This is a genomic window from Xenorhabdus poinarii G6 (genome assembly GCF_000968175.1).
Classification (GTDB): domain Bacteria; phylum Pseudomonadota; class Gammaproteobacteria; order Enterobacterales; family Enterobacteriaceae; genus Xenorhabdus; species Xenorhabdus poinarii.
Map to the genome: position 1 here is coordinate 2261691 of NZ_FO704551.1, position 23143 is coordinate 2284833.

24 protein-coding genes and 2 tRNA genes are annotated in these 23143 nt (G+C 42.8%); 4 read left to right on the plus strand and 22 right to left on the minus strand.

Going from position 1 to position 23143, the window contains the following annotated elements; all coding sequences use genetic code 11:
* Positions 1 to 91 precede the first annotated feature (91 nt).
* The 3 genes from XPG1_RS10470 (at position 92) to gpmA (ending at position 2761) form a co-directional block, all read left to right on the plus strand.
* Complete coding sequence (locus tag XPG1_RS10470; protein ID WP_045959032.1) at positions 92 to 928, plus strand: CPBP family intramembrane glutamic endopeptidase; 837 nt, start codon at positions 92 to 94, stop codon at positions 926 to 928.
* A gap of 231 nt (positions 929 to 1159) precedes the next feature.
* Positions 1160 to 1792, plus strand: a complete 633-nt coding sequence (locus tag XPG1_RS10475) for a LysE/ArgO family amino acid transporter (RefSeq protein WP_197541101.1) — start codon at positions 1160 to 1162, stop codon at positions 1790 to 1792.
* Positions 1793 to 2008: 216 nt separating this feature from the next.
* Entirely contained in the window at positions 2009 to 2761 is a 753-nt protein-coding gene (gene gpmA, locus XPG1_RS10480) for a 2,3-diphosphoglycerate-dependent phosphoglycerate mutase (protein ID WP_045959033.1), read from the plus strand.
* 66 nt (positions 2762 to 2827) lie between these two features.
* Here the strand turns inward: gpmA and XPG1_RS10485 are convergent, their stop codons facing one another.
* From XPG1_RS10485 to XPG1_RS10510, 6 genes are all read right to left on the minus strand, one after another.
* Positions 2828 to 3760, minus strand: a complete 933-nt coding sequence (locus XPG1_RS10485) for an IS3 family transposase (protein ID WP_157879560.1) — start codon at positions 3758 to 3760, stop codon at positions 2828 to 2830.
* The gene (locus tag XPG1_RS10490; RefSeq protein ID WP_045959034.1) at positions 3670 to 4176 is read right to left on the minus strand and encodes a helix-turn-helix domain-containing protein; all 507 of its coding nucleotides are present in this window, start codon (positions 4174 to 4176) and stop codon (positions 3670 to 3672) included. The genes XPG1_RS10485 and XPG1_RS10490 overlap by 91 nt, the downstream gene beginning before the upstream one ends.
* A gap of 82 nt (positions 4177 to 4258) precedes the next feature.
* Positions 4259 to 5311: a 3-deoxy-7-phosphoheptulonate synthase AroG gene (gene aroG / locus XPG1_RS10495; RefSeq protein ID WP_045959035.1), complete on the minus strand. Its 1053-nt coding sequence runs from the start codon at positions 5309 to 5311 to the stop codon at positions 4259 to 4261.
* Positions 5312 to 5558: 247 nt separating this feature from the next.
* Positions 5559 to 6284: a nicotinamide riboside transporter PnuC gene (gene pnuC, locus XPG1_RS10500; RefSeq protein WP_045959036.1), complete on the minus strand. Its 726-nt coding sequence runs from the start codon at positions 6282 to 6284 to the stop codon at positions 5559 to 5561.
* A gap of 206 nt (positions 6285 to 6490) precedes the next feature.
* Positions 6491 to 7504: a hypothetical protein gene (locus tag XPG1_RS10505; protein WP_045959037.1), complete on the minus strand. Its 1014-nt coding sequence runs from the start codon at positions 7502 to 7504 to the stop codon at positions 6491 to 6493.
* Positions 7497 to 8699, minus strand: a complete 1203-nt coding sequence (locus XPG1_RS10510) for an MFS transporter (protein WP_071825406.1) — start codon at positions 8697 to 8699, stop codon at positions 7497 to 7499. The genes XPG1_RS10505 and XPG1_RS10510 overlap by 8 nt, the downstream gene beginning before the upstream one ends.
* Positions 8700 to 8827: 128 nt before the next feature.
* Here XPG1_RS10510 and XPG1_RS10515 point away from each other — a divergent pair, with 128 nt between their 5' ends.
* Positions 8828 to 9757: a LysR family transcriptional regulator gene (locus XPG1_RS10515; protein ID WP_045959039.1), complete on the plus strand. Its 930-nt coding sequence runs from the start codon at positions 8828 to 8830 to the stop codon at positions 9755 to 9757.
* A gap of 297 nt (positions 9758 to 10054) precedes the next feature.
* Here the strand turns inward: XPG1_RS10515 and XPG1_RS10520 are convergent.
* From XPG1_RS10520 to odhB, 16 genes are all read right to left on the minus strand, one after another.
* Positions 10055 to 10130: transfer RNA gene (locus tag XPG1_RS10520), tRNA-Lys, on the minus strand.
* Between the two features lie 32 nt (positions 10131 to 10162).
* A tRNA-Lys gene (locus tag XPG1_RS10525) sits at positions 10163 to 10238 on the minus strand.
* A 145-nt stretch (positions 10239 to 10383) separates the two neighbouring features.
* Positions 10384 to 11154: a cell division protein CpoB gene (gene cpoB, locus XPG1_RS10530; RefSeq protein WP_045959040.1), complete on the minus strand. Its 771-nt coding sequence runs from the start codon at positions 11152 to 11154 to the stop codon at positions 10384 to 10386.
* Between the two features lie 9 nt (positions 11155 to 11163).
* Complete coding sequence (gene pal, locus XPG1_RS10535; protein ID WP_045959041.1) at positions 11164 to 11670, minus strand: peptidoglycan-associated lipoprotein Pal; 507 nt, start codon at positions 11668 to 11670, stop codon at positions 11164 to 11166.
* A 42-nt stretch (positions 11671 to 11712) separates the two neighbouring features.
* Positions 11713 to 13035: a Tol-Pal system beta propeller repeat protein TolB gene (gene tolB / locus XPG1_RS10540; protein WP_045959042.1), complete on the minus strand. Its 1323-nt coding sequence runs from the start codon at positions 13033 to 13035 to the stop codon at positions 11713 to 11715.
* Between the two features lie 165 nt (positions 13036 to 13200).
* Positions 13201 to 14256: a cell envelope integrity protein TolA gene (tolA, locus tag XPG1_RS10545; RefSeq protein WP_045959043.1), complete on the minus strand. Its 1056-nt coding sequence runs from the start codon at positions 14254 to 14256 to the stop codon at positions 13201 to 13203.
* A 40-nt stretch (positions 14257 to 14296) separates the two neighbouring features.
* Entirely contained in the window at positions 14297 to 14722 is a 426-nt protein-coding gene (tolR, locus tag XPG1_RS10550) for a colicin uptake protein TolR (protein WP_045959044.1), read from the minus strand.
* Positions 14723 to 14743: 21 nt separating this feature from the next.
* Complete coding sequence (gene tolQ / locus XPG1_RS10555) at positions 14744 to 15433, minus strand: Tol-Pal system protein TolQ (protein ID WP_045959045.1); 690 nt, start codon at positions 15431 to 15433, stop codon at positions 14744 to 14746.
* On the minus strand, positions 15430 to 15834 hold the full coding sequence (gene ybgC / locus XPG1_RS10560) for a tol-pal system-associated acyl-CoA thioesterase (protein WP_045959046.1): 405 nt from the start codon (positions 15832 to 15834) through the stop codon (positions 15430 to 15432). Before ybgC ends, tolQ begins: the two co-directional genes overlap by 4 nt.
* Before the next feature lie 114 nt (positions 15835 to 15948).
* Positions 15949 to 16236: a cyd operon protein YbgE gene (gene ybgE, locus XPG1_RS10565; RefSeq protein WP_045959047.1), complete on the minus strand. Its 288-nt coding sequence runs from the start codon at positions 16234 to 16236 to the stop codon at positions 15949 to 15951.
* The gene (cydX, locus tag XPG1_RS17615; RefSeq protein ID WP_071825371.1) at positions 16236 to 16352 is read right to left on the minus strand and encodes a cytochrome bd-I oxidase subunit CydX; all 117 of its coding nucleotides are present in this window, start codon (positions 16350 to 16352) and stop codon (positions 16236 to 16238) included. The genes ybgE and cydX overlap by 1 nt, the downstream gene beginning before the upstream one ends.
* 11 nt (positions 16353 to 16363) lie before the next feature.
* On the minus strand, positions 16364 to 17503 hold the full coding sequence (gene cydB / locus XPG1_RS10570; protein ID WP_045959048.1) for a cytochrome d ubiquinol oxidase subunit II: 1140 nt from the start codon (positions 17501 to 17503) through the stop codon (positions 16364 to 16366).
* A 14-nt stretch (positions 17504 to 17517) separates the two neighbouring features.
* The gene (gene cydA / locus XPG1_RS10575; protein ID WP_045959049.1) at positions 17518 to 19089 is read right to left on the minus strand and encodes a cytochrome ubiquinol oxidase subunit I; all 1572 of its coding nucleotides are present in this window, start codon (positions 19087 to 19089) and stop codon (positions 17518 to 17520) included.
* Positions 19090 to 19734: 645 nt separating this feature from the next.
* Complete coding sequence (sucD, locus tag XPG1_RS10580) at positions 19735 to 20604, minus strand: succinate--CoA ligase subunit alpha (RefSeq protein WP_045959050.1); 870 nt, start codon at positions 20602 to 20604, stop codon at positions 19735 to 19737.
* A complete protein-coding gene (gene sucC, locus XPG1_RS10585; RefSeq protein WP_045959051.1) occupies positions 20604 to 21770 on the minus strand; it encodes an ADP-forming succinate--CoA ligase subunit beta in 1167 nt (388 codons plus the stop codon). Before sucC ends, sucD begins: the two co-directional genes overlap by 1 nt.
* Positions 21771 to 21928: 158 nt before the next feature.
* Positions 21929 to 23140: a 2-oxoglutarate dehydrogenase complex dihydrolipoyllysine-residue succinyltransferase gene (gene odhB / locus XPG1_RS10590; RefSeq protein WP_045959052.1), complete on the minus strand. Its 1212-nt coding sequence runs from the start codon at positions 23138 to 23140 to the stop codon at positions 21929 to 21931.
* Positions 23141 to 23143: the final 3 nt, after the last annotated feature.

Here is a 23143-nt window from a genome sequence, read left to right on the forward strand (position 1 = left end):
AGGATTTTTTTGGCATTTTTAAACCATTATTATAAAATCCCCGCCCATTTTTTAGATTGTTCAATTAGTTTTTTAGATATTAAGGAATGATATGGCCTGGGCATTACTTGCTGCTTCATTGGCTCTTTTAGAGAGTCGCCAAAAAATTGCTTTTTTCATCGTATTCTTGGCGATTATTGCTGGAATCAACACAAATATACTGACCTACCCAGCGATAATCACACTGACTGTGATAACGCTATTAGGCGCGACATACAGTTACTGCCAAAAAAACCAAAACCAGGTCAGCCTCAGAATCATCATTGAATTATTATTGTTCACAAGCTGCATTTTTCTGTTTATACATTATCTTCCGGGATTTCATAACCTGAAGTATCTGGATAAAGTACAGACAGGTCCGCTCAGCGCACCTTATACAATGTATTTCAACTTTGATAAAGCACTGCTGCCATTCATCCTGATATTCTGTATGCCAACCTTGTTTAGCCGCAAACCGCAAATTGAGGCACCACCTCATGGGTGGGCATTATTGATTGCTGCCGTTCCAGCACTATTATGGCTTGCTACAGTATTGGGCGGATTATCCGTTGAACTCCATTTACCGAGTTGGTTTCCTGCTTTTATCGTGGCGAATCTTCTCTTTGTCTCATTAGCTGAAGAAGTGCTATTCCGTGGCTATATCCAACAAAAGTTAAGTCAGTGGATGAACCCTTATTTAGCCCTCATCGTGACTTCGCTGATCTCAGGATGTGCCCATTTTCTGGGTGGGTGGCTACTGATGATTTTCGCGACGCTGGCAGGATTAATTTATGGTTTGGCCTGGATGTGGAGTGGCCGTGTATGGGTAGCTGTTGCTTTCCATTTTTCACTCAATCTGATGCATCTGCTGTTTTTCACCTATCCCATAAAATTAGTTGCCATACACTAAACTGAATCCCCACTCGATCTGAATTGTTGCCCTCTATTATTGGGCTGCAATTCAGATCACACTAGAACATGTTAAATTTTCCTTAACAAAATCTGTCGATAGCGTAATCTATGCGTCTGATGTGGTTAGCTTGATATCCCGATCGGACTCGTTACCCACGGATACGGTATTTTGAGATGTTTGAAAATGGTTTTTCCATGAATCTCGCGAGAGTAAGGAAGATTTTTCTATATGATTTCCTTTATATACGGAATTTTGCTTGCTGGCAGTATGATTATGGCCATCGGTGCTCAAAATGTTCATGTTATAAAAAGCGGTTTGTCAGGGAGGAATGTTTTTTTTGTCTCCCTCACCTGTTTTTTTTGTGATTTTATTTTGATGTTTTCTGGTGTTTTTCTAGTTGGCTCACTGTCAGATATCAGTCACGGGTTAAACGTTACCGTCTGCGTTCTTTCCATTTTATTTTTGCTTTATTACGCCGCTAACTCATTTAAGAATGCGCTAAATCACGCTAACAAAGAAGGGATTGATTTTAGCTATAGTGGAAAAGCGGAACCGATATATAAATCAATATTGTCAACGTTAGCAGTGACACTATTAAATCCACACGTATACCTTGATACGGTTATTGTGGTGGGGGGTTATGCTTCCTCATTGCTCTTTTCAGAGAAAGTTTACTTTATCTGTGGCGCCTTACTTGCGTCCTTAACGTGGTTCTTTTCTTTGGGGTATTTTTCAATATACCTGAAAAAGATTTTTAATAGCCGGAAAACCTGGATTTTATTCGATGTGTTTGTTGGCATTTTTATGTTAATCATTGCACTGAATATCGTTATTTATTTAATTCGGGTATTAAATAGTTAGATTAATGATAAAAAAAAGTGAATCTGATGATGCTTGTGGCTACTTTCAGTAGCACTTCCATAATAACGCTCCACTTAATACACCATAGATTTATCGGGACAATGGTTAAAACAGCAGAGACGAGACTATTGTTTGCCGTTTTGGTCCATCGCGCCCTATAATGCCCGCAGCGATCTTTTCATGTTGTATTAAAAAGTACTGATAGGAGTTTAAGCTATGGCTGTCACTAAACTGGTTCTTGTAAGGCACGGAGAAAGTGAGTGGAACAAAGAAAACCGTTTTACTGGCTGGACTGATGTCGAATTGTCTGACAAAGGCCGCACTGAAGCACAACAAGCAGGCCAACTGCTGAAAGATGAAGGTTTCACTTTTGATTTCGCCTATACTTCCGTTTTAAAACGTGCCATCCACACTCTGTGGAATATTCTGGATCAAGTTGATCAGCAATGGCTGCCCGTGGAAAAAAGCTGGAAATTGAATGAGCGTCACTACGGTGCGCTGCAAGGGCTGGATAAAGCAGAAACCGCCGCAAAATACGGTGATGACCAAGTGAAATTGTGGCGTCGTGGCTTTGCGATTACACCACCTGATTTGACCAAAGATGACGAACGTTACCCAGGCCACGATCCTCGCTACGCGAATCTGACATCAGAAGAACTGCCGGTGACTGAAAGCCTTGCGACGACGATTGAACGTGTTATTCCGTATTGGGAAGACGTTATCAAGCCTCGCGTAGCAAAAGGCGAAAAAGTGATTATCGCTGCTCATGGTAACTCCCTGCGTGCATTGGTGAAGTATTTGGATAATATGAGCGAAGAAGCAATTCTTGAGCTGAATATTCCAACGGCTGTCCCACTGGTTTATGAGTTTGATGAAAACATGAAACCAATCAAACACTACTATCTCGGTAACGCAGATGAAATCGCCGCAAAAGCGGCGGCGGTTGCCAATCAAGGCAAAGCGAAGTAATCTCGCAAAAACGGGTTAAATAAAAAGCCGGATTCTGAACTGACCCCAGAAAGTTGGACATTTTAGTTAAACGGCGTGTAAGGCCTGATTTCGATATGCTATCGGAGTTAGGCCTTTTAATTTCACCTTGATCCGTTTTGTATTGTAATATTCAATGTATTCTTCTATTTTTTCAATCAGTTCATCCGCACTTTTAAAGTGCTGCTGGTGATACATTTCTGTTTTGAGTAAGGCAAAAAAGTTTTCTGCCATCGCATTATCCAAACAGTTCCCTTTCCTCGACATACTTTGTTTAATATCTTTATCAGCAAGTTGCTTTTGATAAGCCTTATGCCGATATTGCCAACCTTGATCACTGTGAATGAGTGGCTTAGCGTGAGCATCTAGCCCATCTAATGCCTCTTTTAGCATCTCTGTCACTAAAGGCAGACTCGCCTTTTTCGCCACGTTGTAAGCGATAACCTCTTGATTAAATAAGTCAATAATAGGTGATAGATAGACTTTTTGTTCATTCACTTTAAATTCCGTCACATCCGTTACCCATTTCTCATTAGGTTTTGTCGCGCGAAAATCTCTTGCCAACCAATTCGGTGCTGTTTTTCCAACTTCCCCACGATAAGAACGATATTTCTTCGGCCTTACCGTGGATTTTAGGTTTAATTGCCCCATTAATCGTTGTACTGTTTTATGATTGATTTTAAAGCCATTTTTTCTCAATGCTAAATGAATGCGGCGATAACCATAACGACCTTTATGCTCATGATAGATAGTTTTAATCATCTCTATTTCTTGTTCATAAGCACGCGTTTTTTTAAGCGCCTGGCATTGATAGTAAAACACGCTTCTTGCAAGATTAATGGCACAAAGTAAGTGCTTTAATGGATATTTCTTTTTAAGAGCTAAAACAATTAACGCTTTTTCTTTGCTCGTGGGCGTTTCTTCTGTTCCAGCTCTGCTAACTTTTTTAGGACCGCATTTTCTGCCCGCAAATAAGCTAATTCTTCTTTAAGTTCCTCAACTGTCATTTCGTCATCAGATTTCGGCGGGGTTTTAGGTCGGGATTTCATTGGGGGTCTTCCTCGCTGAGGACTTTCGAGTCCTTTGATACCGGTTTCATTATACTTATCAAGCCAGACTGATAAGGTACCTGGAGTCGTTAAATTGAGAACTGCACTAGTGTGAGTGAGGGACCAATCATGTGTCCACATTAATTTTAAAGCTTGGAGTTTTGTGACAGTACAAAGAGAGTGAGACGTTGGCAAAAAGGCGTTATCGCCATGAATGGCAACAACTTGAGCCCAGTATCGAATTTGTCGAGAAGAGATTGAATATTCCGCTGATAGCTTATCCGATGTGTTACCTGCCAGACATCGTTTAGCAATAATGATTTTTAGTTCACGACTATATTTAGACATAAAAAACCCCCAGTAATTAGTTGTCCAACTATTGGGGGTCACTTCATTCATTTCCGGCTTTTTATCATACGGTTGCGATAAGTTAGCTTCTGCGGTGCTTAACGGCCTGCGATAACTGACGCAATAATATTTCTGTATCTTCCCAACCAATACAGGCGTCTGTCACACTCTGACCGTAAACCAAAGGTGCATCACTTTCCAGATTTTGATTCCCTTCGACTAAATGGCTTTCAACCATCACGCCCATAATCGCTTTTTCGCCGCCTGCAATCTGACCACAGACATCCGTACCAACGTCCATTTGTCTTTTGAACTGCTTCGCACTATTGGCATGACTAAAATCAATCATCACGCGGGGGGCTAAGCCCGCTTTTACCAACCCTTCTTTAACTTCACTGACATGCCTGGCGCTGTAATTCGGCTCTCTGCCACCACGCAGAATGATGTGGCAATCACGGTTACCTGTTGTATTAACAATCGCTGAATGACCCCACTTCGTGACGGACAAGAAACAGTGTGATGAACTGGCTGAATTGATGGCATCAATAGCAACTTTAATGGTTCCGTCCGTCCCATTTTTGAAACCAACCGGACAAGACAGCCCTGATGCCAATTCACGATGAACCTGAGATTCTGTTGTACGTGCCCCTATCGCCCCCCAACTCATCAGATCAGCCAAATATTGGGGGGTAATCATATCCAGGAACTCGCCTGCTGCCGGCAACCCCATATTATTGATATCCAATAGCAGGTTACGGGCAGTCCGTAATCCTTGGTTGATATCAAAGCTACAATCCATGTTTGGATCGTTAATCATTCCTTTCCAACCAATGGTTGTACGCGGTTTTTCAAAATAAACCCGCATGACGATTTCCAAATCCGCTTTCAATTCTTCACGTAATGTATTCAAGCGGCTCGCATACTCTAAGGCGGCTTGTGGATCATGAATTGAACATGGGCCAATCACTACCAAAAGACGATCATCTTCACCAATTAAAATGTTGTGAATAGATTCACGAGCCTGACGAACAGTCACAATACTCTTTTCTGTCGCAGGAAATTTTTCGAGTAGTGCAACTGGTGGCAGTAATTCTGCTATTTTTCGTATTCTTATATCGTCATTTTGGTAATTCATTGTCCTTTCACCTAATGTTTTTACAGTCAGTTAAAATGATTTTGTGATCTCAATCTAACGGTTAGGCGTTGTACTGTAAATAATCTTTATGGGTAAAAGTCAGCGACTTTTTGTTCTAAAAAACGTGATTTAAGTTAAAAATGATGTTAATTCAAATAAATGGATGAATAAGGAGAAAAGACTTTACCGTAAAAATACCCAATAGCAGGCCATAGATAAGTGAATTACCGATGGCCGATGATCCATGTTAATTTACATTGGACTTTGCTTGTTCTTCTTCGTGATGTTTAGCGGCCTTAATCCATAAACGAGCCCCATTTAGCGCAATACCTGTCAGAATAATATATTGCAGCGACATCGCCAGGACACCTTGTTGATAATAAATCACTACGCTAATAACATCGATGATGACCCAAATCAGCCAGTTTTCTACATGCTTACGTGTCATCAGGATCATGGCTACGATGGATAATACTGTCATAACCGAATCCCAGAATGGGAAAGCATCTGGCTTTAGTTCCGGCATGGTGATATGCAAACCGATTCCCTGTAGAAGTAATACCACTGCTTTTGCCATATAACCAAACAGTTGATCGATATTAAATGTCATGATCAATATAGCCAAAATGGAAATCGCAGCAACAATCACCATCTGTTTAGGATTAAGCCAACGAATTTTAAGCGCTATCTGTTTTTGCTCATTCACCCGGCTCCATGCATACCAACCATAGATATTGGCGACGAAGAAAAAGAATTGCAAAATAAGGCTGGCGTAGAGTTGAATTTGAAAGAAGATGACGGCGAATAGTGAGACATTAATTAATCCAAATAGATAATTAATGTTTTTTTCCTGGCTGGCAAACCAGATACAGAGCAAACCGGATATCGTGCCTGTCGCTTCAACATATGAAAAGTTATAGCCTGTTCCCAATGGTATATTGACTAATATATTATTGATACTGAAAAAATCCATACTTTCTTATCCTTACCATCGTTAATGTTTAGCATATCGATACAATAAATGTGAAATACAAGATTAATTAGCTTTTTTTTCCATCATTGTTTAATTTGCTAAACAAGATAACGAATTTATCGGTAAAGTTCAATCACTCTTAATATTTGAAATAGCCTATACTTTCGGCAGTTTTCTGACTATAGAATAAAGAGTGCTAAGTCCAGTTATGCAGATGCTTCCTCTGGATTTATATGATTTACCAGGACAATACCAATAGCAGTCCAATATTCCGTTGTCTCCCCTTCTGACTTTTCTATTTTTTCTAAATCTCGATTTTCTCTACTCCTTAAATAGTCTTCCAGATCATTTATACTATCAAAACTAAATAAAGAAACACCATCAATAGATGATGTGTATTTATGATAAAAAGGTTTACCTTCTTCCGTCGGACCTATGTTATGTAATTGAACATAACGCTTTATAAGTTTATTTGATTCATTTACTTTTTTAACTTCTTCTGAAAATGATCCGAGCCACCATGTCTGAAAATCAGATCTACTCGTCCCTTTTTTTCGTTTATGAATCTTAACAAGAGTTATAGGTTCATTTCCCGAGGCAGCAGGTATGATGATATATTGTATTGCTAATAATGGTGCAATATCACGGAAGATAGCTTTATCTTCTGGGAGAATTTTATTAATAACTCTTTCATTTCCCAGTACTAATGATATATCAGACGCATCTTTAAAATTTAAATAGGCTACACCATCCCATGATGGACGTTGGTAGGGTTCAATATGACCTACAACAGTTGGCCACAGCTTACCATATTGATCTGCTGAGGCATGGTATGGTGGTGTATCTGTCTGTGTAGGTCCAGCTGGAAAGCGATGTAATTGATCATATCGGACAAGTTTATCTAAAATTTTGGCGTCATCATCGCTTTCCGGATGAATGAATCGAATTCCGTGTACTTTTCTCCAGTATTCCCCCCAATGTTCGAAATTTAAATTTGGATTTCCCTCTAAAGTATTCTCTTGAGGATTTATTGAAGGGTCATCAATAATATTTCCATTATTATCTAATGTATGTCCTTCTCCACGACTCCTTTCCGACAGTGGCGTATTGTCTGAACGGGAAAGAAAAGAAAATAATACTGTTAGTGGTTTTTCCGAGCCTGCATAAGACGGAATATAAGGAGGACGAAGTAAATGTTCTTCAATATAAAAATTAGACATGTCGATATGCTCCATGATTATGATGAAAGAGTGAAAATACTAAACCGAGTACACTCGATATAATGCAAAACATACAAATTCCGACCCACTCAAAATGAGCCCAAGCAAAACTTCCTGCTGCTGCCCCGACAGCCATACCACACATAGCCCCGGCCATAAGAAGGCCGTTAAGACGACTTCTAGCCTGCGGATCAATACTATTTATCATGTACTGATGAGATACAAGTGCAGCCATAACACCTAAATCAAAGACCATCGCTCCTATAGCTAAGATGATTAACGAACCAGATAATATCCACATGCCAAGAAAAGACAGTGCTACCAAGATACACCCAGTACGTATTGCTAATATTGGCCCCTTAGCATCTGCAAATTTTCCAAAAACTGTTGCGCCGATAGCTCCCGCCGCCCCTGCAATACCAAATGTTCCCGCGATAGTAGCCGTTTCATTATAAGGCGGGGCTGCAATGACCATTGCTAAAGTAGACCAAAATGCACCGAGTGTAGATGCGAGAAGTGCCTGAGTTATTATGGCTAACTTCAAGGAACGATGCTTACATAGCAGGCTCCATAAGCTTTTCATCAAGAAACTATATTGAGTACTCTTATTAACTGGCGGTAAATATGGAAGGCTATTGCGTGCTATTATTGCGACCATTAACATAAAAGCGGCCGCTATCAGTTGCATAGCTCTCCATCCCAAAGCATCCGAAATTACCCCACTCAATGTTCTTGATAACAGAATTCCGGTAAGTATACCGGTGGTGACGATACCGACTATATGACCTCTCGTGGTTTCTGGCGATAATTGAGCCGCTATAGGTACAAAGTCTTGTCCAACACTGCTTAATAAACCTATAGCAATACCAATAAAGCAAAGCATATACAAATTATTTGAATATCCAGCTAATACTAAAGTGAATGCAAGTAATAAGGACTTTATAAATATCATATTTCGTCTAGGCAGAATATCCCCGAGAGGAGCAAGGAATAACATTCCAGCTGCATAACCAATTTGAGTTAAAGTAGGTATTAAGCCGATTTGTTCAGATGGTGCACCAAATTCAACTTGGATAAGTTGTAATGCGGGTTGGAGATAGTAAACATTTGCTACACCGAGACCAGCACTTAACGCCAAAAAGAATAAAAGTTTTCTTTGCAGAACAACACCAGGTTGGTCATTCAAATTCATCATGTTATCTCTCATCAGTTATTCCCTGATTTGATATGTTTAAGCTCCATCTTATAGTAGAATTTTGTTTGTATATATAGTGTTTTTTTCATAATATAGTTGATTTAAATTCGTCAATAAGAGAGGGGACGATGGCACCAAATGATCCTTTCCGTTACATAATCGTTTTCTTGTATGTCACTGAGGCTGGAAGCTTTACCCTGGCCGCGGAACGGTTAGGTATGTCGAAATCGGGGGTTGCGAAAAGCATCGCCCGATTAGAAAATAGTTTAGGTGTGCGTTTGTTTAACCGAACGACTAGGCGTTTAAGTTTAACTGATGAAGGTAAAGCATATAGTCAAGGATGTTCACGGATATTGTCCGACATTCAAGATATGCAGGCGGAGATATCCACTCGTAAAATAACACCATCGGGTAGGCTACGTGTTGATTTACCCGTGGTATTCGGAAAGCGTTGGGTTTTACCAATACTTTTCAAGGTGATGAATGACTATCCAACATTAGAATTAGATATTAGTTTAAATGATCGCCGTGTTGACCTTATTGATGATGGCATTGATTTGGCAATAAGAATTGGAGCACTAGACGAAAGTGCAACACTCGTAGCAAAATCATTAGGGATACAAAAGGCTGTTGTTTGTGCAAGCCCTTCCTACTTAAAAAAATATGGATCTCCTAATATTATAGATGACCTGCATAATCATCTATGTATTAATTTTGGGAATAATAATCAAAACCTTCCTTGGAAATTCTTTGATAAAAATAATAAAAAACACAATATTAAAGTTCCCGGAGTTATTAGTTTAAACAACAGTGAGGCGATCTTAGATGCTGCTTTAAATGGATATGGGATAGCTATGCTAGCTGACTGGTTGGTTTACAACCAATTGCAATCAGGTCAATTAATTAAGTTATTGCCTGATATAAAAACGCAGGGTTTTCCAATTCATGCTATTTGGCCAAAAAACAAATTATTGTCATCAAAGGTTAGAGTTGTAATAGATGCCTTGTCTGATAGCTTCATTCCTTTAGCCCCGTGGGAGGTAACCGATAATGAATAAACGAGAAACGAATATTTGTACTAACGCTATTTCCTTATGGGAGAAGTTTTTCGTATATACAAACACACCACGGCAAGCTGTTGGGCCGGACATTGCTTTTTTACGCCGGTCTTGAATGTCTGATATGGCAATTGACGTAGAACGCTGTGTGCCCTACAGCTATACGCCAAAGAACGGTCATAGTACACCATGCTTTAAAGTTTTGTTCCGACAGACGAAAAAAAACCGTATCCTTTTAACAGTGATACGGTTTTCTTACTTCCCCCGGACGTTATCGAACGTCCCGGTATTGAAAGCTGGTGGGTCGTGCAGGATTCGAACCTGCGACCAATTGATTAAAAGTCAACTGCTCTACCGACTGAGCTAACGACCCATCTGAGGTATGTCTAATTTTGAAGATTTTGATGGTGGGTCGTGCAGGATTCGAACCTGCGACCAATTGATTAAAAGTCAACTGCTCTACCGACTGAGCTAACGACCCATCTGAATCTGTTTGGCAGTTCTCCCTGCCAACGGCGGCTTATATTACTGATTTCTCGGCACAGTGCAACGTTTATTTTAAAAAAACCGTCTGAATGCCTATTAATTCCCCAAAAGACCGATATCTGACCTTTCGGGGATAATAATTACATCCCGGAAAGCTTTTTCTCAGCCATTTTTGCCGCATTAGTACCAGGGTATTGCTTAACTACCTGCTGATAAACCGCTTTCGCTTTACTCTTTTGGCCTTTTTCCTGCATGATTACACCGACTTTATACAGGGAATCACTGCTTTTTTGCGATTTGGGATAATCTTTTACAACAGTGGCGAAATAATAAGCTGCCTCGTCTTTCTTGCCTTTATTGTAGTTCAACTGCCCTAACCAATAATTAGCATTTGATAAATACTTAGACTTAGGGTGCGTTTTGACAAAATTTTGAAATGCCGTAATCGCTTTATCATATTCTTTGGTATTGATAGCCAAAGAAACGGCAGCATCGTAATCACCCTTTTCGCTTCCCGTACTCTGAGGGGCGGCAGATGGCTGAGCTTGAGCCAAAGCTGCTGCATTCTGAGTGTCTGAACCTGAGCTTTCTGCACTCGATGGGTTAGTGATTTTATCTAGCTGCAAATAAAGATCTTTTTGGCGTTCAATAATCTGATTTAATTGATACTGGTTCTCCTGAATTTGACCACGGAGCATATCGATATCACGTTGAGAATCAGAAAGTTGTTGCTGGAGTTGAGTTAACAATTGACTGTGAGCGTCAGAAACACGCTCTAATTGGGAGAGGCGCTCATCGGTGGAGCCTGAGCCGACATTACTGATTGGCGCTCGGGCAGTAGCGGCCCAAGGAGCCGCTACGCCAACCAATAACGACAGACCCAACACATAACGTCTGAAGTTACTGTTCATGCATTACTCTTAGTATACGACTACAGCACGACGATTTTTCGCGTACGCTGCTTCGTCATGGCCAAGTACAGCCGGTTTTTCTTTACCGTAAGACACGATAGCGAGCTGATCCGCAGAAACGCCTTTACCTTGCAGGTACATTTTCACTGCGTTTGCACGACGCTCACCCAGAGCGATGTTGTACTCTGGCGTACCACGCTCATCTGCGTGGCCTTCGATAGTCACTTTAACCGATGGATTAGCACGCAGGAATGCAGCGTGTGCATCCAGCATCTGAGCAAACTCGCTGTTAATATCATACTTATCGAAACCAAAGTATACGATATTGTTGTTCTGTAGCTCTTGCATCTGCTGACGTGCTAATTCTTCAGCAGACAGACCTGTTGATTTAGACGAATTATCAACAGTGCTTACGCCAGACTGATCATTATTACCACCTTTGTTAGAACTACACGCGGCTACCGCCATGATTGGTAAAGCTAACATCAGCCCTTTTAGCACTTTGTTCAGTTGCATCTCTTTGATCCTTTTATAGTTTGCCATACGTATTATTATGCATCACAGATACGGCGACCAGGCAGGGGATTTTACCTGCCCATTGGTAGCCGGAAGACGCGCTTTGAAACGCCCATCAGTCGAAACTAGCTGCAATACAGTTCCCCACCCTTGAGTGGAGCTATAAATCACCATAGTGCCATTAGGTGCGATACTCGGCGTTTCATCCAGAAACGTATCCGTCAAAATTTGGACAGATCCCGTTGCCAGATCCTGTTTAGCGATGTGCTGCTTGCCATTTGCCGAGCTCACCATCACGATAAAACTACCGTCAGGGCTAACATCTGCATCTTGGTTCTGTGATCCTTCCCAAGTTAAGCGTTGTGGAGCACCGCCATTAATATCGATTTTGTACAATTGCGGACGACCACCCTGATCGGAGGTATAGACCAATGTCTGGCTATCCGGCATCCAGCTTGGCTCAGTATTATTACTGCGGCCATCAGTAACCTGATGGATTTGACCGGAAGCTAAATCCATCACGTAAAGATTCAAACTACCTGTTTTAGATAGTGCAAACGCAAGTTTAGTCCCATCGGGAGAAAACGCAGGTGCTCCGTTATGACGCGGAAACGAAGCAACATGACGCACCTCACCTGTCGTCAGCGTTTGAATAATCAACGAAGAACGACCACCCTCAAATGTCACGTAGGCAAGTTTAGAAGCATCTGGCGACCATGCTGGTGACATCAGTGGTTCAGGTGAGCTATGTACCCGGGTTTGGTTATAGCCATCATAATCGGATACATACAGTTCATATGGAGATTTACTCTCCTGATTGTTTTTCACGACAACATAAGCAATACGGGTACAAAATGCGCCTTTAATCCCAGTCAGTTTTTCGAAAACCTGATCACTGATGGTATGTGCGGCAAAGCGCAACCATTTTTGCTCGATGGTGAACTGATTTTGTTCCAGTACAGTCCCGGGGGCTCCCGCAACATCAACAAGCTGATAAGAAACAAGAAATTTACCATCCGCACTAGGCTGAATATGACCGATAACCACCGAGTCGATTCCAAGTGCAGACCACGCACCCGATGTCACTTCTGAAGCCGCCGTAGGTTGTTGTGGCATCCGATTTGGATCAATTGGATTGAATTTACCGCTGTTTCTTAAGTCCGCAGCAATAATTGAACTTATATTTTCAGGCGCTTCTCCTGCGCCAGACCATTTAAAAGGAACAATTCCAATAGGACGAGCAGAATCAACACCTTGAGTAATTTCAATCCGAACTTCTGCATGCGCAAGCGCCGCCCACATCATCAGAAAACCCAATATTATTCTAAACTTCTGTTTAAATATTTGTGCAAAAACTTGCTTCATCATTTCTCCCTTATCGCGCTCTTTGAATATGCACGCAATAATCCGCCGGATTCTAACAAACACCAACAAACAAAACTAGATACCTAAATAAAATCTAATAATTTTGTTTGTATTGATAAATAACTCGAAGATTTACCTAAAAAATAACGCTTTTATACCAAATATTTACTTTAACTGCGGCTTAAAGTCTAGTGTGAAACTCTTGAAATGTTCATAAATCTCTTTGCTTGGTGGCGGCATTTTTTTCGCCAGATTAGCCGCAGAAACCGCAGCTCTACATAACGCCGGATCACCTTTTCCTGTTTGGATATCAATCAGTAACCCGTCTGGCGCCAGCTTTATCGCTAATTCACAGTTACGCCCGACGTACAAACCTGAATCATAGAATCGACTTTCTATTGCTGCCTGAACTTTTCCCATATAATCGTTAATGTCTTTTTGAGAAATGCCACTGGTCTTAGCGCCACCTTTTCCGGCCGCCGCTGCCCCTCCCTGCTGTTTAGGGGCATTCGAGGTCAATCCACCTAACAAATCATCAACGGCTTGCGCCTGCCTGGCTGCTTCCGTTTTAGCCTTCGCTTCTGCTTTCGCTTTGGCTTCTGCTTCCACCTTAGCCTTTGCTTCTGCTTTCGCTTTGGCCGCAGCTTGACGTTTTACCGCTTCTTCAGCCTCTTTCTTTGCCTGAGCTTCCGCTTTCAGGCGAGCTTCAGCCTGCTCTTTCAAGATCTTTTCTTTTTCTGCCTGTGCTATTGCAGCCGCTTCTTCCGCCTGTTTTTGTTCTTCACGGGCTTTAGCCGCAGCCGCATCAGCCTGCCTTTGCTCTTCAAGCGCTTTCGCCGTTGCCGCCTCAGACTCTTTTTTCCGTGCTTCAGCGGACTGTTGCGCTTGAATTCGCGCTTCTTCAGTCGCTTTCAGGCGTTCCTGTTCTTCCGCTTGCTTGGCACGCAGTTCAGCCGCCTGCTGTTCAGCCTTTTTCTTCCGCTGTTGTTCCGCTAACCTTGCATTGGCCTGTTGCTGTTGCTGCTGATTGTATTGCTGAACAACTGCATTTGGATCAACCATCACAGCATCAATAACAGTACCGTCCAGTCCACCACCCCCCATTTCCGTTTTTTGCGCCGAAGGACCCCAAATCAGAAAACCAATCAGGATAATGTGCAAAATCACCGAAATAATAATGGCGCGATTCAACCTATTGTTTTGCTCGCTTGTCTTTCCCACGCTCGATATCCAGAAACTTTAAGTAACATCCGCATCAGGCTTAGATAGGCTGAGTCATTAAACCCACCGATTTTACGCCCGCCTGACGAAGCATATTCAACGCCTTGATAATTTCATCATAAGGAACTTCCTTAGAGCCACCAATCAGGAAAATTGTTTTCGGATTCTCTTTCATGACAGCTTGAGCTTCGGCAACAATTTGTTGTTCAGGTAACAACTCCAATCGTGCCTGATTAACAACCATGTTGTATTGCCCTACCCCGGAAACTTCCACAATCACAGGTGGATTATCAGTGCTGGAAACATTTTTTGAGTCTACCGACTCAGGTAAATCGACTTCTACGCTTTGCGTGATAATCGGTGCGGTTGCCATGAAAATAAGCAACAATACCAGCAACACGTCCAGCAAGGGGACGATATTGATCTCAGATTTTAGCTCACGTCTGCGACTACGAGTACGTGCCATTCGCTGATTTTCCCCGACGGTTTACGACTTATTTGTGTTGGAAGCAAAAGCCTGACGGTGCAAAATAGCCAGGAATTCTTCCACAAAATTATCGTAACCTTGTTCTAGTTTATTCACACGCTGGTTCAGGCGGTTATAAGCCATTACTGCTGGAATAGCGGCAAACAGACCAATAGCTGTTGCAATCAAGGCTTCAGCGATACCAGGAGCAACCATTTGCAAAGTCGCTTGTTTAACGGAGTCCAACGCAATAAATGCATGCATGATCCCCCATACCGTACCAAACAAACCAATATAAGGGCTAATGGAACCCACTGTTCCCAAAAACGGAATATGATTTTCCAATGTTTCCATCTCACGATTGAGTGAGATACGCATAGCACGCGATGTGCCTGTGATAACAGCTTCTGGCGCATGATTATTTGCCTGGTGTAAACGGGCAAATTCTTTAAACCCAGAATGAAATATTTGCTCAGTACCACTTAATGAATCACGACGTGACTGACTTTCTTTATACAGACGCGACAACTCAATACCAGACCAAAACTTATCTTCAAATGCTTCTGCTTCACGGCTTGCAGCATTAAGAATTTTAGTTCTTTGGATAATGATGGCCCAAGAGGCGATAGAGAAGCCGATCAGAATCAACATGATCAACTGCACTAAAAAACCAGCCTTAAGGAATAAACTAAGGATATTCATGTCAGTCACTGCTTAAACTCCGCGACAATAGACTTTGGAAGCGCAATAGGCTTCATTTGAGATGAATTCACGCAGACCACTAAACATTCTGCGCTACTGACAGTTACGCCATTGCAATCAATAATTCGTTGAATAAATGTCAAAGAAGCGCCACGAATTTTCGTTATCTCGCTTTCAACAACCAACTGATCATCCAATCGCGCTGGTTTCCGATAGTCAATCGTCATGCGACTAACCACAAAGCCCACTTGCTGATCTAACATATACTGTTGGTGAAAGCCTTTTTCACGCAGCATCTCTGTACGAGCTCTTTCATAAAAGAATAAATATCGCGCGTGATAAACCACACCACTAGCATCTGTGTCTTCATAGTAAACACGGATAGGCCAACGGAATAACATCTTACTCATATAATCCTAATTAGGCGAATCGACGCTGTCACTATACTTAAGAGAATAGCGCTTTGGAATGACCTGTTAGTAAAAAAATTCTATAGGCCGATGGCCTATAGAATTATCATTAGTTTACTGAAAGAAATGATATAAGCCAAAGAGAAGAATAAAAAATGCAGGTAACGGATGAAAAAACAATCGCCAAATAAACCGATTAGGCTGAAAACCAACCCCAAAAGTGACACCAGAACAAACGGCCCAGATCAATAAGATTCCTTGCCAGATAGGGAGTGAACTGGTATTAGCCGCAAAACGGGCAGGCATCCAAAACACACAGGCAGCGAGTGTTAAAGCCATAATGAGGATAAGCGCCCTCACCGGGCGCTTATCCATCAGTTGATAGCATTTATCAGCTAACATTATTTTTTGTCGCTCTCAGTCGCGGTTTTTGATTCACTATGCTCAAGTGCCAAAGCCGCAATGACAGCGAAGCTACACGCTAAAAGTGTGCCGAGAATCCAAGCAAAATACCACATGCCTATGCTCCTTAGTACAGTGAATGTTTGTTATTTTCAATGTAGTTCTTATCCAAACGCCCGAACATTTTGTAATAACACCAGATGGTATAAGACAATACAAGCGGCACAAAGATAACGGCAACAACAAACATAACTTGCAACGTCCACTGACTGGATGTCGCATCCCACATAGTCAGACTGACATTCGGATCAAGACTTGATGGCATGACAAACGGGAACATCGCAATCCCCGAAGTCAAAATAATGCAAGCCACGGTCAATGATGAAAACAGGAATGCCCAGACCCCTTTATCCATCCAGGTCGCTAATATCGTCAACAGCGGAAGCAGGACGCCCAACACCGGTATGGCCCACAATGCCGGGTAATGATTGAAGTTGGTCAGCCATGCACCGGCTTGTTGAACGACTTCTTTATGTAACGGGTTAGATGCCGCATTAACATCCAGTCCACCCGTTACAACATAGCCGTCAATGCCATAAATCAACCATACCCCTGCTAACAGAAAGGCCACTGCCGTTATCGCTGCACAGACATGAGTCGCAGTACGGGAACGAAGATGCAATTCACCTGATGTCCGCATTTGCAAGTAAGTTGCGCCTTGGGTCACGATCATCATCAAACTAATTACCCCTGCCAATAATCCATAAGGATTTAGCAGCCCAAAAAACGAACCTTCATAGGAAACGCGCAAGTAAGAATCCACAGCCAGCGGGACGCCTTGCAGTAAATTACCAAATGCCACCCCGATAACCAGTGCTGGCACGAAGCTACCAATAACCAGCCCCCAATCCCACATATTCCGCCATTTGCTGTTTTCCAGTTTTGAACGGTAATCAAAACCAACCGGACGGAAAAATAAGGCGGCCAATACCAACATCATTGCCACATAAAAACCAGAAAAGGCGGCAGCGTAAACCATTGGCCATGCAGCAAACAGCGCACCACCCGCGGTAATTAACCAAACTTGGTTACCATCCCAGTGCGGAGCAACTGAGTTAATCATGATGCGGCGTTCAGTATCGTTTTTGCCAATGATTCGTAACAGGATACCGACGCCCATATCGAAACCATCAGTCACGGTGAAGCCGATGAGTAACACACCGATCAGCAGCCACCATATAAATCGTAATACGTCATAATCAAGCATAAGTGGACTCCTGCTTACTCAATATTATTTGCTGAAGAAGCTGTTTTTTGTTCAAAATGATAGCGTCCAGTCTTGAGGCTACTTGGGCCAAGGCGGGCAAATTTGAACATCAAGAACATCTCTGCGATCAAGAATAACGTGTACAGACCACAAATCAGCACCATTGAGAAAATCAGATCGCCTACACTACGTGTTGATGCCGCAACAGCCGTTGGTAGCACCTCACCAATCGCCCACGGTTGACGACCGTATTCGGCAACAAACCAACCAGACTCAATGGCAATCCACGGCAACGGAATACTGAACAAGGCAGCACGCAACAACCATTTATGTTGGCCGATACGGTTACGAAGAACGCTCAGGAACGATAAACCGATCACCAGCAGCATCAGAAAGCCCGCAGCAACCATGATGCGGAAGGCAAAATAGAGTGGCGCGACACGGGGAATAGAATCTTTCGTCGCCGCTTTAATTTGTGCTTCTGTCGCATCGGTAACATTTTGGGTATAACGCTTCACGAGCATACCATAACCAAGGTCTTTCTTGTTTTCGTTGAATGTACTGCGAACACTTGGATCAGTATTACCTGAACGCAGTTCTTCCAGTAATTCATAAGCCTTGATACCGTTACGGATACGCTGCTCATGCTGCCCCATTAAATCACGTAGACCAACAACCGGTGTATCGGTGGAACGGGTAGCAATCAAACCCAAAACGTAAGGAATCTGGATGGAATATTTATTTTCCATTTTATCCTGATCAGGAATACCAATCAGTGTGAATGAGGCTGGAGGCGGCTGAGTTTCCCACTCGGCTTCAATTGCCGCCAGTTTAGTTTTCTGCACGTCCCCCATTTCATACCCAGATTCATCACCCAGCACAATAACGGAGAGTACCGCAGCCATACCAAAACTGGCCGCAATCGCAAACGAACGTTTGGCAAATGCGACATCACGCCCTTTAAGCAGATAGTAAGCGCTGATACCCAAGACAAAAATGGCGCCTGTCACATAACCGGCGGCCACAGTGTGAACAAATTTCACCTGAGCAACGGGGTTAAGCACCAGTTCACTAAAGCTTACCATTTCCATGCGCATGGTTTCGAAGTTAAAATCAGACGCAATCGGGTTTTGCATCCAACCATTCGCAATCAATATCCACAATGCGGAAAAGTTAGAGCCTAATCCCACCAGCCAAGTCACTGCCAAATGTTGTTTCTTAGTCAGTCGATCCCAGCCGAAGAAAAACAGCCCGACGAAAGTGGATTCGAGGAAGAATGCCATCAGACCTTCGATGGCCAGAGGCGCACCAAAAATATCACCAACATAATGTGAGAAATATGACCAGTTGGTTCCGAACTGGAACTCCATGGTCAAGCCCGTTGCGACACCCAGAGCAAAGTTAATACCAAACAACTTACCCCAGAATTTTGTCATATCTTTATAGATTTGTTTGCCAGAAAGGACATATACCGTTTCCATGATCGCAAGCAAAAACGCCATACCAAGCGTTAATGGTACAAACAGAAAGTGGTACATCGCAGTTAAGGCAAACTGTAATCGTGACAGTTCGACAATATCAAACATCTTGACTCCTTGCTCCTAGCAGGAAGACACCGACTTGCGGCAACCCGACTTCGTAAAACGAAAGCCTCGTAACTACCAGCAATAAATGCCTCAAACACAACAATGAATTATTAACAATAATCAAAAGCTCACAGATACCATAATAATATCACGCCTATATTCACATACAATAAAGCGATTTTACGTGATTCAGCTTTGAATTCCCAAATATAGGTCAATATCACCCTACATTTTCAGGTTCGTATTTATATACTAGATCAATTTAATCAAGTTTAGCGAATACAATCTAGAGTAATAAATTGATTTTAGTCAATTTTTTCCTTGTTTTGTTAAGCTTTACATCTATTATTTCATTATGGTTTCTTGGGTGTTAATAATTTGTTATTTGTGATGAGTTTTAATTTATTTTTTGCTGTAAAAAGCATTAGAAAATTAACCTTTCATTTTCATTCTTTAAAAAATATATTTTTTAAATAGTGCTATTTTAATTAAGAAAATAAATAGATTTCTCAAAATTCCAGTTAAATTAAATTAAAAAGCAAAACATCTTATAAGTAGACTAACCTACTGTTAATATTATAAATAAAAAATAAAAGACGACCCTAAGGCCGCCTTTTTCTATCAAAATCGTTTATTTTGGTTTCTTTATGACAGTAGCGCTTTTACAGCATCACCAATGTCAGCCAGACTACGAACCGTCTTCACACCCGCAGCTTCCAGTGCAGCAAATTTCTCATCGGCTGTACCTTTACCACCCGCGATAATCGCTCCGGCATGTCCCATACGCTTGCCTTTAGGTGCTGTCACACCGGCAATATAAGCGACAACAGGTTTAGTCACATACTCTTTGATATATGCCGCCGCTTCTTCTTCCGCGGTACCCCCAATTTCACCAATCATGACAATCGCTTCTGTCTGTGGATCTTCTTGGAACAGTTTCAGAATATCAATGAAGTTTGAACCCGGGATCGGGTCACCGCCGATACCCACACAGGTAGATTGCCCTAAACCGGCATCTGTCGTCTGTTTAACTGCTTCATAAGTCAACGTACCTGAGCGGGAGACAATCCCCACTTTACCTGCTTTGTGAATGTGGCCAGGCATGATGCCAATCTTACATTCATCAGGTGTAATCACCCCAGGGCAGTTAGGGCCAATCATACGAACACCCGCTTGATCGAGTTTGACTTTCACTGTCAACATATCGAGGGTTGGGATGCCTTCTGTAATGGTGATGATCAGTTTAATGCCCGCCTCAATCGCTTCCAGAATGGAATCTTTACAGAAAGGCGCTGGAACATAGATAACCGACGCAGTTGCGCCTGTCGCTTCAACCGCTTCACGCACAGTATTAAATACAGGAAGCCCCAAATGCTCCGTTCCCCCTTTACCCGGTGTGACACCACCGACCATTTGAGTACCATAAGCAATGGCTTGTTCAGAGTGAAAAGTCCCCTGGCTGCCCGTGAAACCCTGACAAATTACTTTGGTGTTTTTATCGATTAAAATAGACATTATTGATTCCCCGCTGCGGCGACTGCCTGTTTAGCTGCATCTGTCAAACTGGTTGCGGCAATGATGTTCAAGCCGCTGTCAGCCAGTTTTTTCGCGCCCAATTCAGCATTATTGCCCTCCAGACGCACCACGACCGGGACGTTAACGCCAACTTCTTCCACCGCACCAATAATGCCGTCAGCAATCAAGTCACAACGGACAATACCACCAAAGATATTGACCAAGACAGCTTTCACATTTTCATCCGACAAGATGATTTTAAATGCTTCCGTAACACGTTCTTTGGTTGCCCCTCCCCCCACATCAAGGAAGTTGGCTGGTGCACCTCCGTGCAGTTTAACAATGTCCATCGTACCCATCGCCAAACCTGCGCCATTCACCATACAACCAATATTGCCATCCAACGCAACATAGTTCAGTTCCCATTGTGCAGCCTGAGCTTCACGTGGATCTTCTTGTGAAGGGTCGTGCATTTCACGCAATTCAGCCTGACGGAACATCGCATTGCCATCAGCGCCCAGCTTTCCATCCAAACAAACCAAATCACCATTCGTTGTGATCACCAGCGGGTTGATTTCGACCAATGCCAAATCACGTTCTAAGAACAAGTTGGCTAATCCCAGGAAAATCTTGGTGAATTGACCAACTTGTTTACCCGTTAAACCGAGTTTAAATGCCAATTCACGGCCTTGATACGGCATAGGGCCAGACAGTGGATCGATAATGGCTTTATGAATCAATTCGGGCGTTTCTTCCGCCACTTTTTCTATTTCGACGCCACCTTCAGTAGAGGCCATGAACACTACACGACGTGTACCGCGGTCAACAACAGCACCGAGATACAGCTCCTTGGCAATATCAGTTGCACCTTCAACCAAAATCTGATGGACAGGTTGTCCCTGTACATCTGTCTGGTAAGTCACCAGTCGTTTCCCTAGCCATTGTTCAGCAAAAGCACGGATATCTTCCTTGCTGTTGACGACTTTCACGCCTCCAGCCTTACCGCGGCCGCCTGCATGAACCTGACATTTAACGACCCAAGGGCCTGAACCAATCTTGGATGCTGCTTCTTCTGCTTCGCGCGGTGTGGTACAAGCATAGCCCGTAGGTGCGGGTAAACCATACCGTGCAAAAAGTTGTTTTGCCTGATACTCGTGTAAATTCATGATGTTCTATCCATAATTTAATCTAAGGAAGGTAAATTACCTTCTATATTGTTGCTCTGGATATGACCAGCTCAACGAGCTGGCCTGCATATACATTTTTACATCAACGTCGTACTACTTCAGACTTGGCAGAGTTCATCCCCTGCCCGAGAGTGATGCTATACATCCAGCAACAAACGTGTTGGATCTTCCAGCATTTCTTTGATGGTCACCAGGAAGCCGACTGATTCACGACCGTCAATCAAACGATGGTCATAAGACAGCGCCAAATACATCATCGGAAGGATCTCAACCTGACCATTTACCGCCATTGGACGATCTTTAATGGCATGCATTCCCAGGATCGCACTTTGTGGCGGATTAATAATAGGCGTGGACATCAGAGAGCCGAAAACACCGCCATTGGTAATGGTGAAATTACCGCCAGTGAGTTCTTCGACGGTCAGTTTACCGTCACGGCCTTTGATAGCCAGCTCTTTGATATTTTTCTCAATATCAGCCATACCCAGAGCATCTGCATCACGCAATACTGGCGTAACCAGACCACGTGGTGTAGAGACGGCAATACTGATATCAAAGTAATTGTGGTAAACCACATCGGTGCCATCAATCGACGCATTAACTTCTGGATAACGTTTCAATGCTTCAACAACGGCTTTCACATAGAAGGACATGAAACCCAAACGTACACCGTGACGTTTTTCAAATGCATCACCGTACTGTTTACGCAATTCCTGAATAGGCTTCATGTTGACTTCATTGAACGTTGTCAGCATTGCCGTATTGTTTTTCGCTTCCAGCAGGCGTTCTGCGACCCGTTTGCGCAGACGGGTCATTGGGACACGTTTTTCACTGCGATGTGGCAGTAAAGAGGGTTGTTCAACAGAGATGGCTGGCTTATCACTCTCTTTTTTATTCGCAGCGATATATTTTTCTACGTCTTCACGAACAAGGCGGCCACCAACACCGCTGCCTTTAATGGCCGCAGGATCTAAATCGTGCTCTGCGATCAAACGGCGAACGGCGGGACTCAAGGCATCATTATTTTCTTCTTCCAAAGACGCGGTTTGACGCTGTGCCGGCGTCGCTTCTGTTTTCTCTTTTACTTCAGCAGGAATCCCCGTACTGTCACCCAAACGGATACGACCCAGCAGTTGTCTGCCCAGTACAGTGGCACCTTCTTCTTCCAAAATAGATTCCAAAATACCGGATTCACTCGCTGGCACTTCCAGAACCACTTTATCGGTTTCAATGTCAACCAGCACTTCATCACGCACTATGGTGTCACCGGGTTTTTTATGCCATGTTGCAACGGTGGCATCCGCAACAGATTCAGGAAGGTCTGGAACCAGAATTTCTACGCTACTCATTTT

Coding starts and splice junctions, on each gene's coding strand:
- XPG1_RS10470 (WP_045959032.1), top strand. CDS start 92: ATGGCCTGGGCATTACTTGCTGCTTCATTGGCTCTTTTAGAGAGTCGC.
- XPG1_RS10475 (WP_197541101.1), top strand. CDS start 1,160: ATGATTTCCTTTATATACGGAATTTTGCTTGCTGGCAGTATGATTATG.
- gpmA (WP_045959033.1), top strand. CDS start 2,009: ATGGCTGTCACTAAACTGGTTCTTGTAAGGCACGGAGAAAGTGAGTGG.
- XPG1_RS10490 (WP_045959034.1), bottom strand. CDS start 4,176: ATGTCTAAATATAGTCGTGAACTAAAAATCATTATTGCTAAACGATGT.
- aroG (WP_045959035.1), bottom strand. CDS start 5,311: ATGAATTACCAAAATGACGATATAAGAATACGAAAAATAGCAGAATTA.
- pnuC (WP_045959036.1), bottom strand. CDS start 6,284: ATGGATTTTTTCAGTATCAATAATATATTAGTCAATATACCATTGGGA.
- XPG1_RS10505 (WP_045959037.1), bottom strand. CDS start 7,504: ATGTCTAATTTTTATATTGAAGAACATTTACTTCGTCCTCCTTATATT.
- XPG1_RS10510 (WP_071825406.1), bottom strand. CDS start 8,699: ATGATGAATTTGAATGACCAACCTGGTGTTGTTCTGCAAAGAAAACTT.
- XPG1_RS10515 (WP_045959039.1), top strand. CDS start 8,828: ATGGCACCAAATGATCCTTTCCGTTACATAATCGTTTTCTTGTATGTC.
- cpoB (WP_045959040.1), bottom strand. CDS start 11,154: ATGAACAGTAACTTCAGACGTTATGTGTTGGGTCTGTCGTTATTGGTT.
- pal (WP_045959041.1), bottom strand. CDS start 11,670: ATGCAACTGAACAAAGTGCTAAAAGGGCTGATGTTAGCTTTACCAATC.
- tolB (WP_045959042.1), bottom strand. CDS start 13,035: ATGAAGCAAGTTTTTGCACAAATATTTAAACAGAAGTTTAGAATAATA.
- tolR (WP_045959044.1), bottom strand. CDS start 14,722: ATGGCACGTACTCGTAGTCGCAGACGTGAGCTAAAATCTGAGATCAAT.
- ybgC (WP_045959046.1), bottom strand. CDS start 15,834: ATGAGTAAGATGTTATTCCGTTGGCCTATCCGTGTTTACTATGAAGAC.
- ybgE (WP_045959047.1), bottom strand. CDS start 16,236: ATGTTAGCTGATAAATGCTATCAACTGATGGATAAGCGCCCGGTGAGG.
- cydX (WP_071825371.1), bottom strand. CDS start 16,352: ATGTGGTATTTTGCTTGGATTCTCGGCACACTTTTAGCGTGTAGCTTC.
- cydB (WP_045959048.1), bottom strand. CDS start 17,503: ATGCTTGATTATGACGTATTACGATTTATATGGTGGCTGCTGATCGGT.
- cydA (WP_045959049.1), bottom strand. CDS start 19,089: ATGTTTGATATTGTCGAACTGTCACGATTACAGTTTGCCTTAACTGCG.
- sucD (WP_045959050.1), bottom strand. CDS start 20,604: ATGTCTATTTTAATCGATAAAAACACCAAAGTAATTTGTCAGGGTTTC.
- sucC (WP_045959051.1), bottom strand. CDS start 21,770: ATGAATTTACACGAGTATCAGGCAAAACAACTTTTTGCACGGTATGGT.
- odhB (WP_045959052.1), bottom strand. CDS start 23,140: ATGAGTAGCGTAGAAATTCTGGTTCCAGACCTTCCTGAATCTGTTGCG.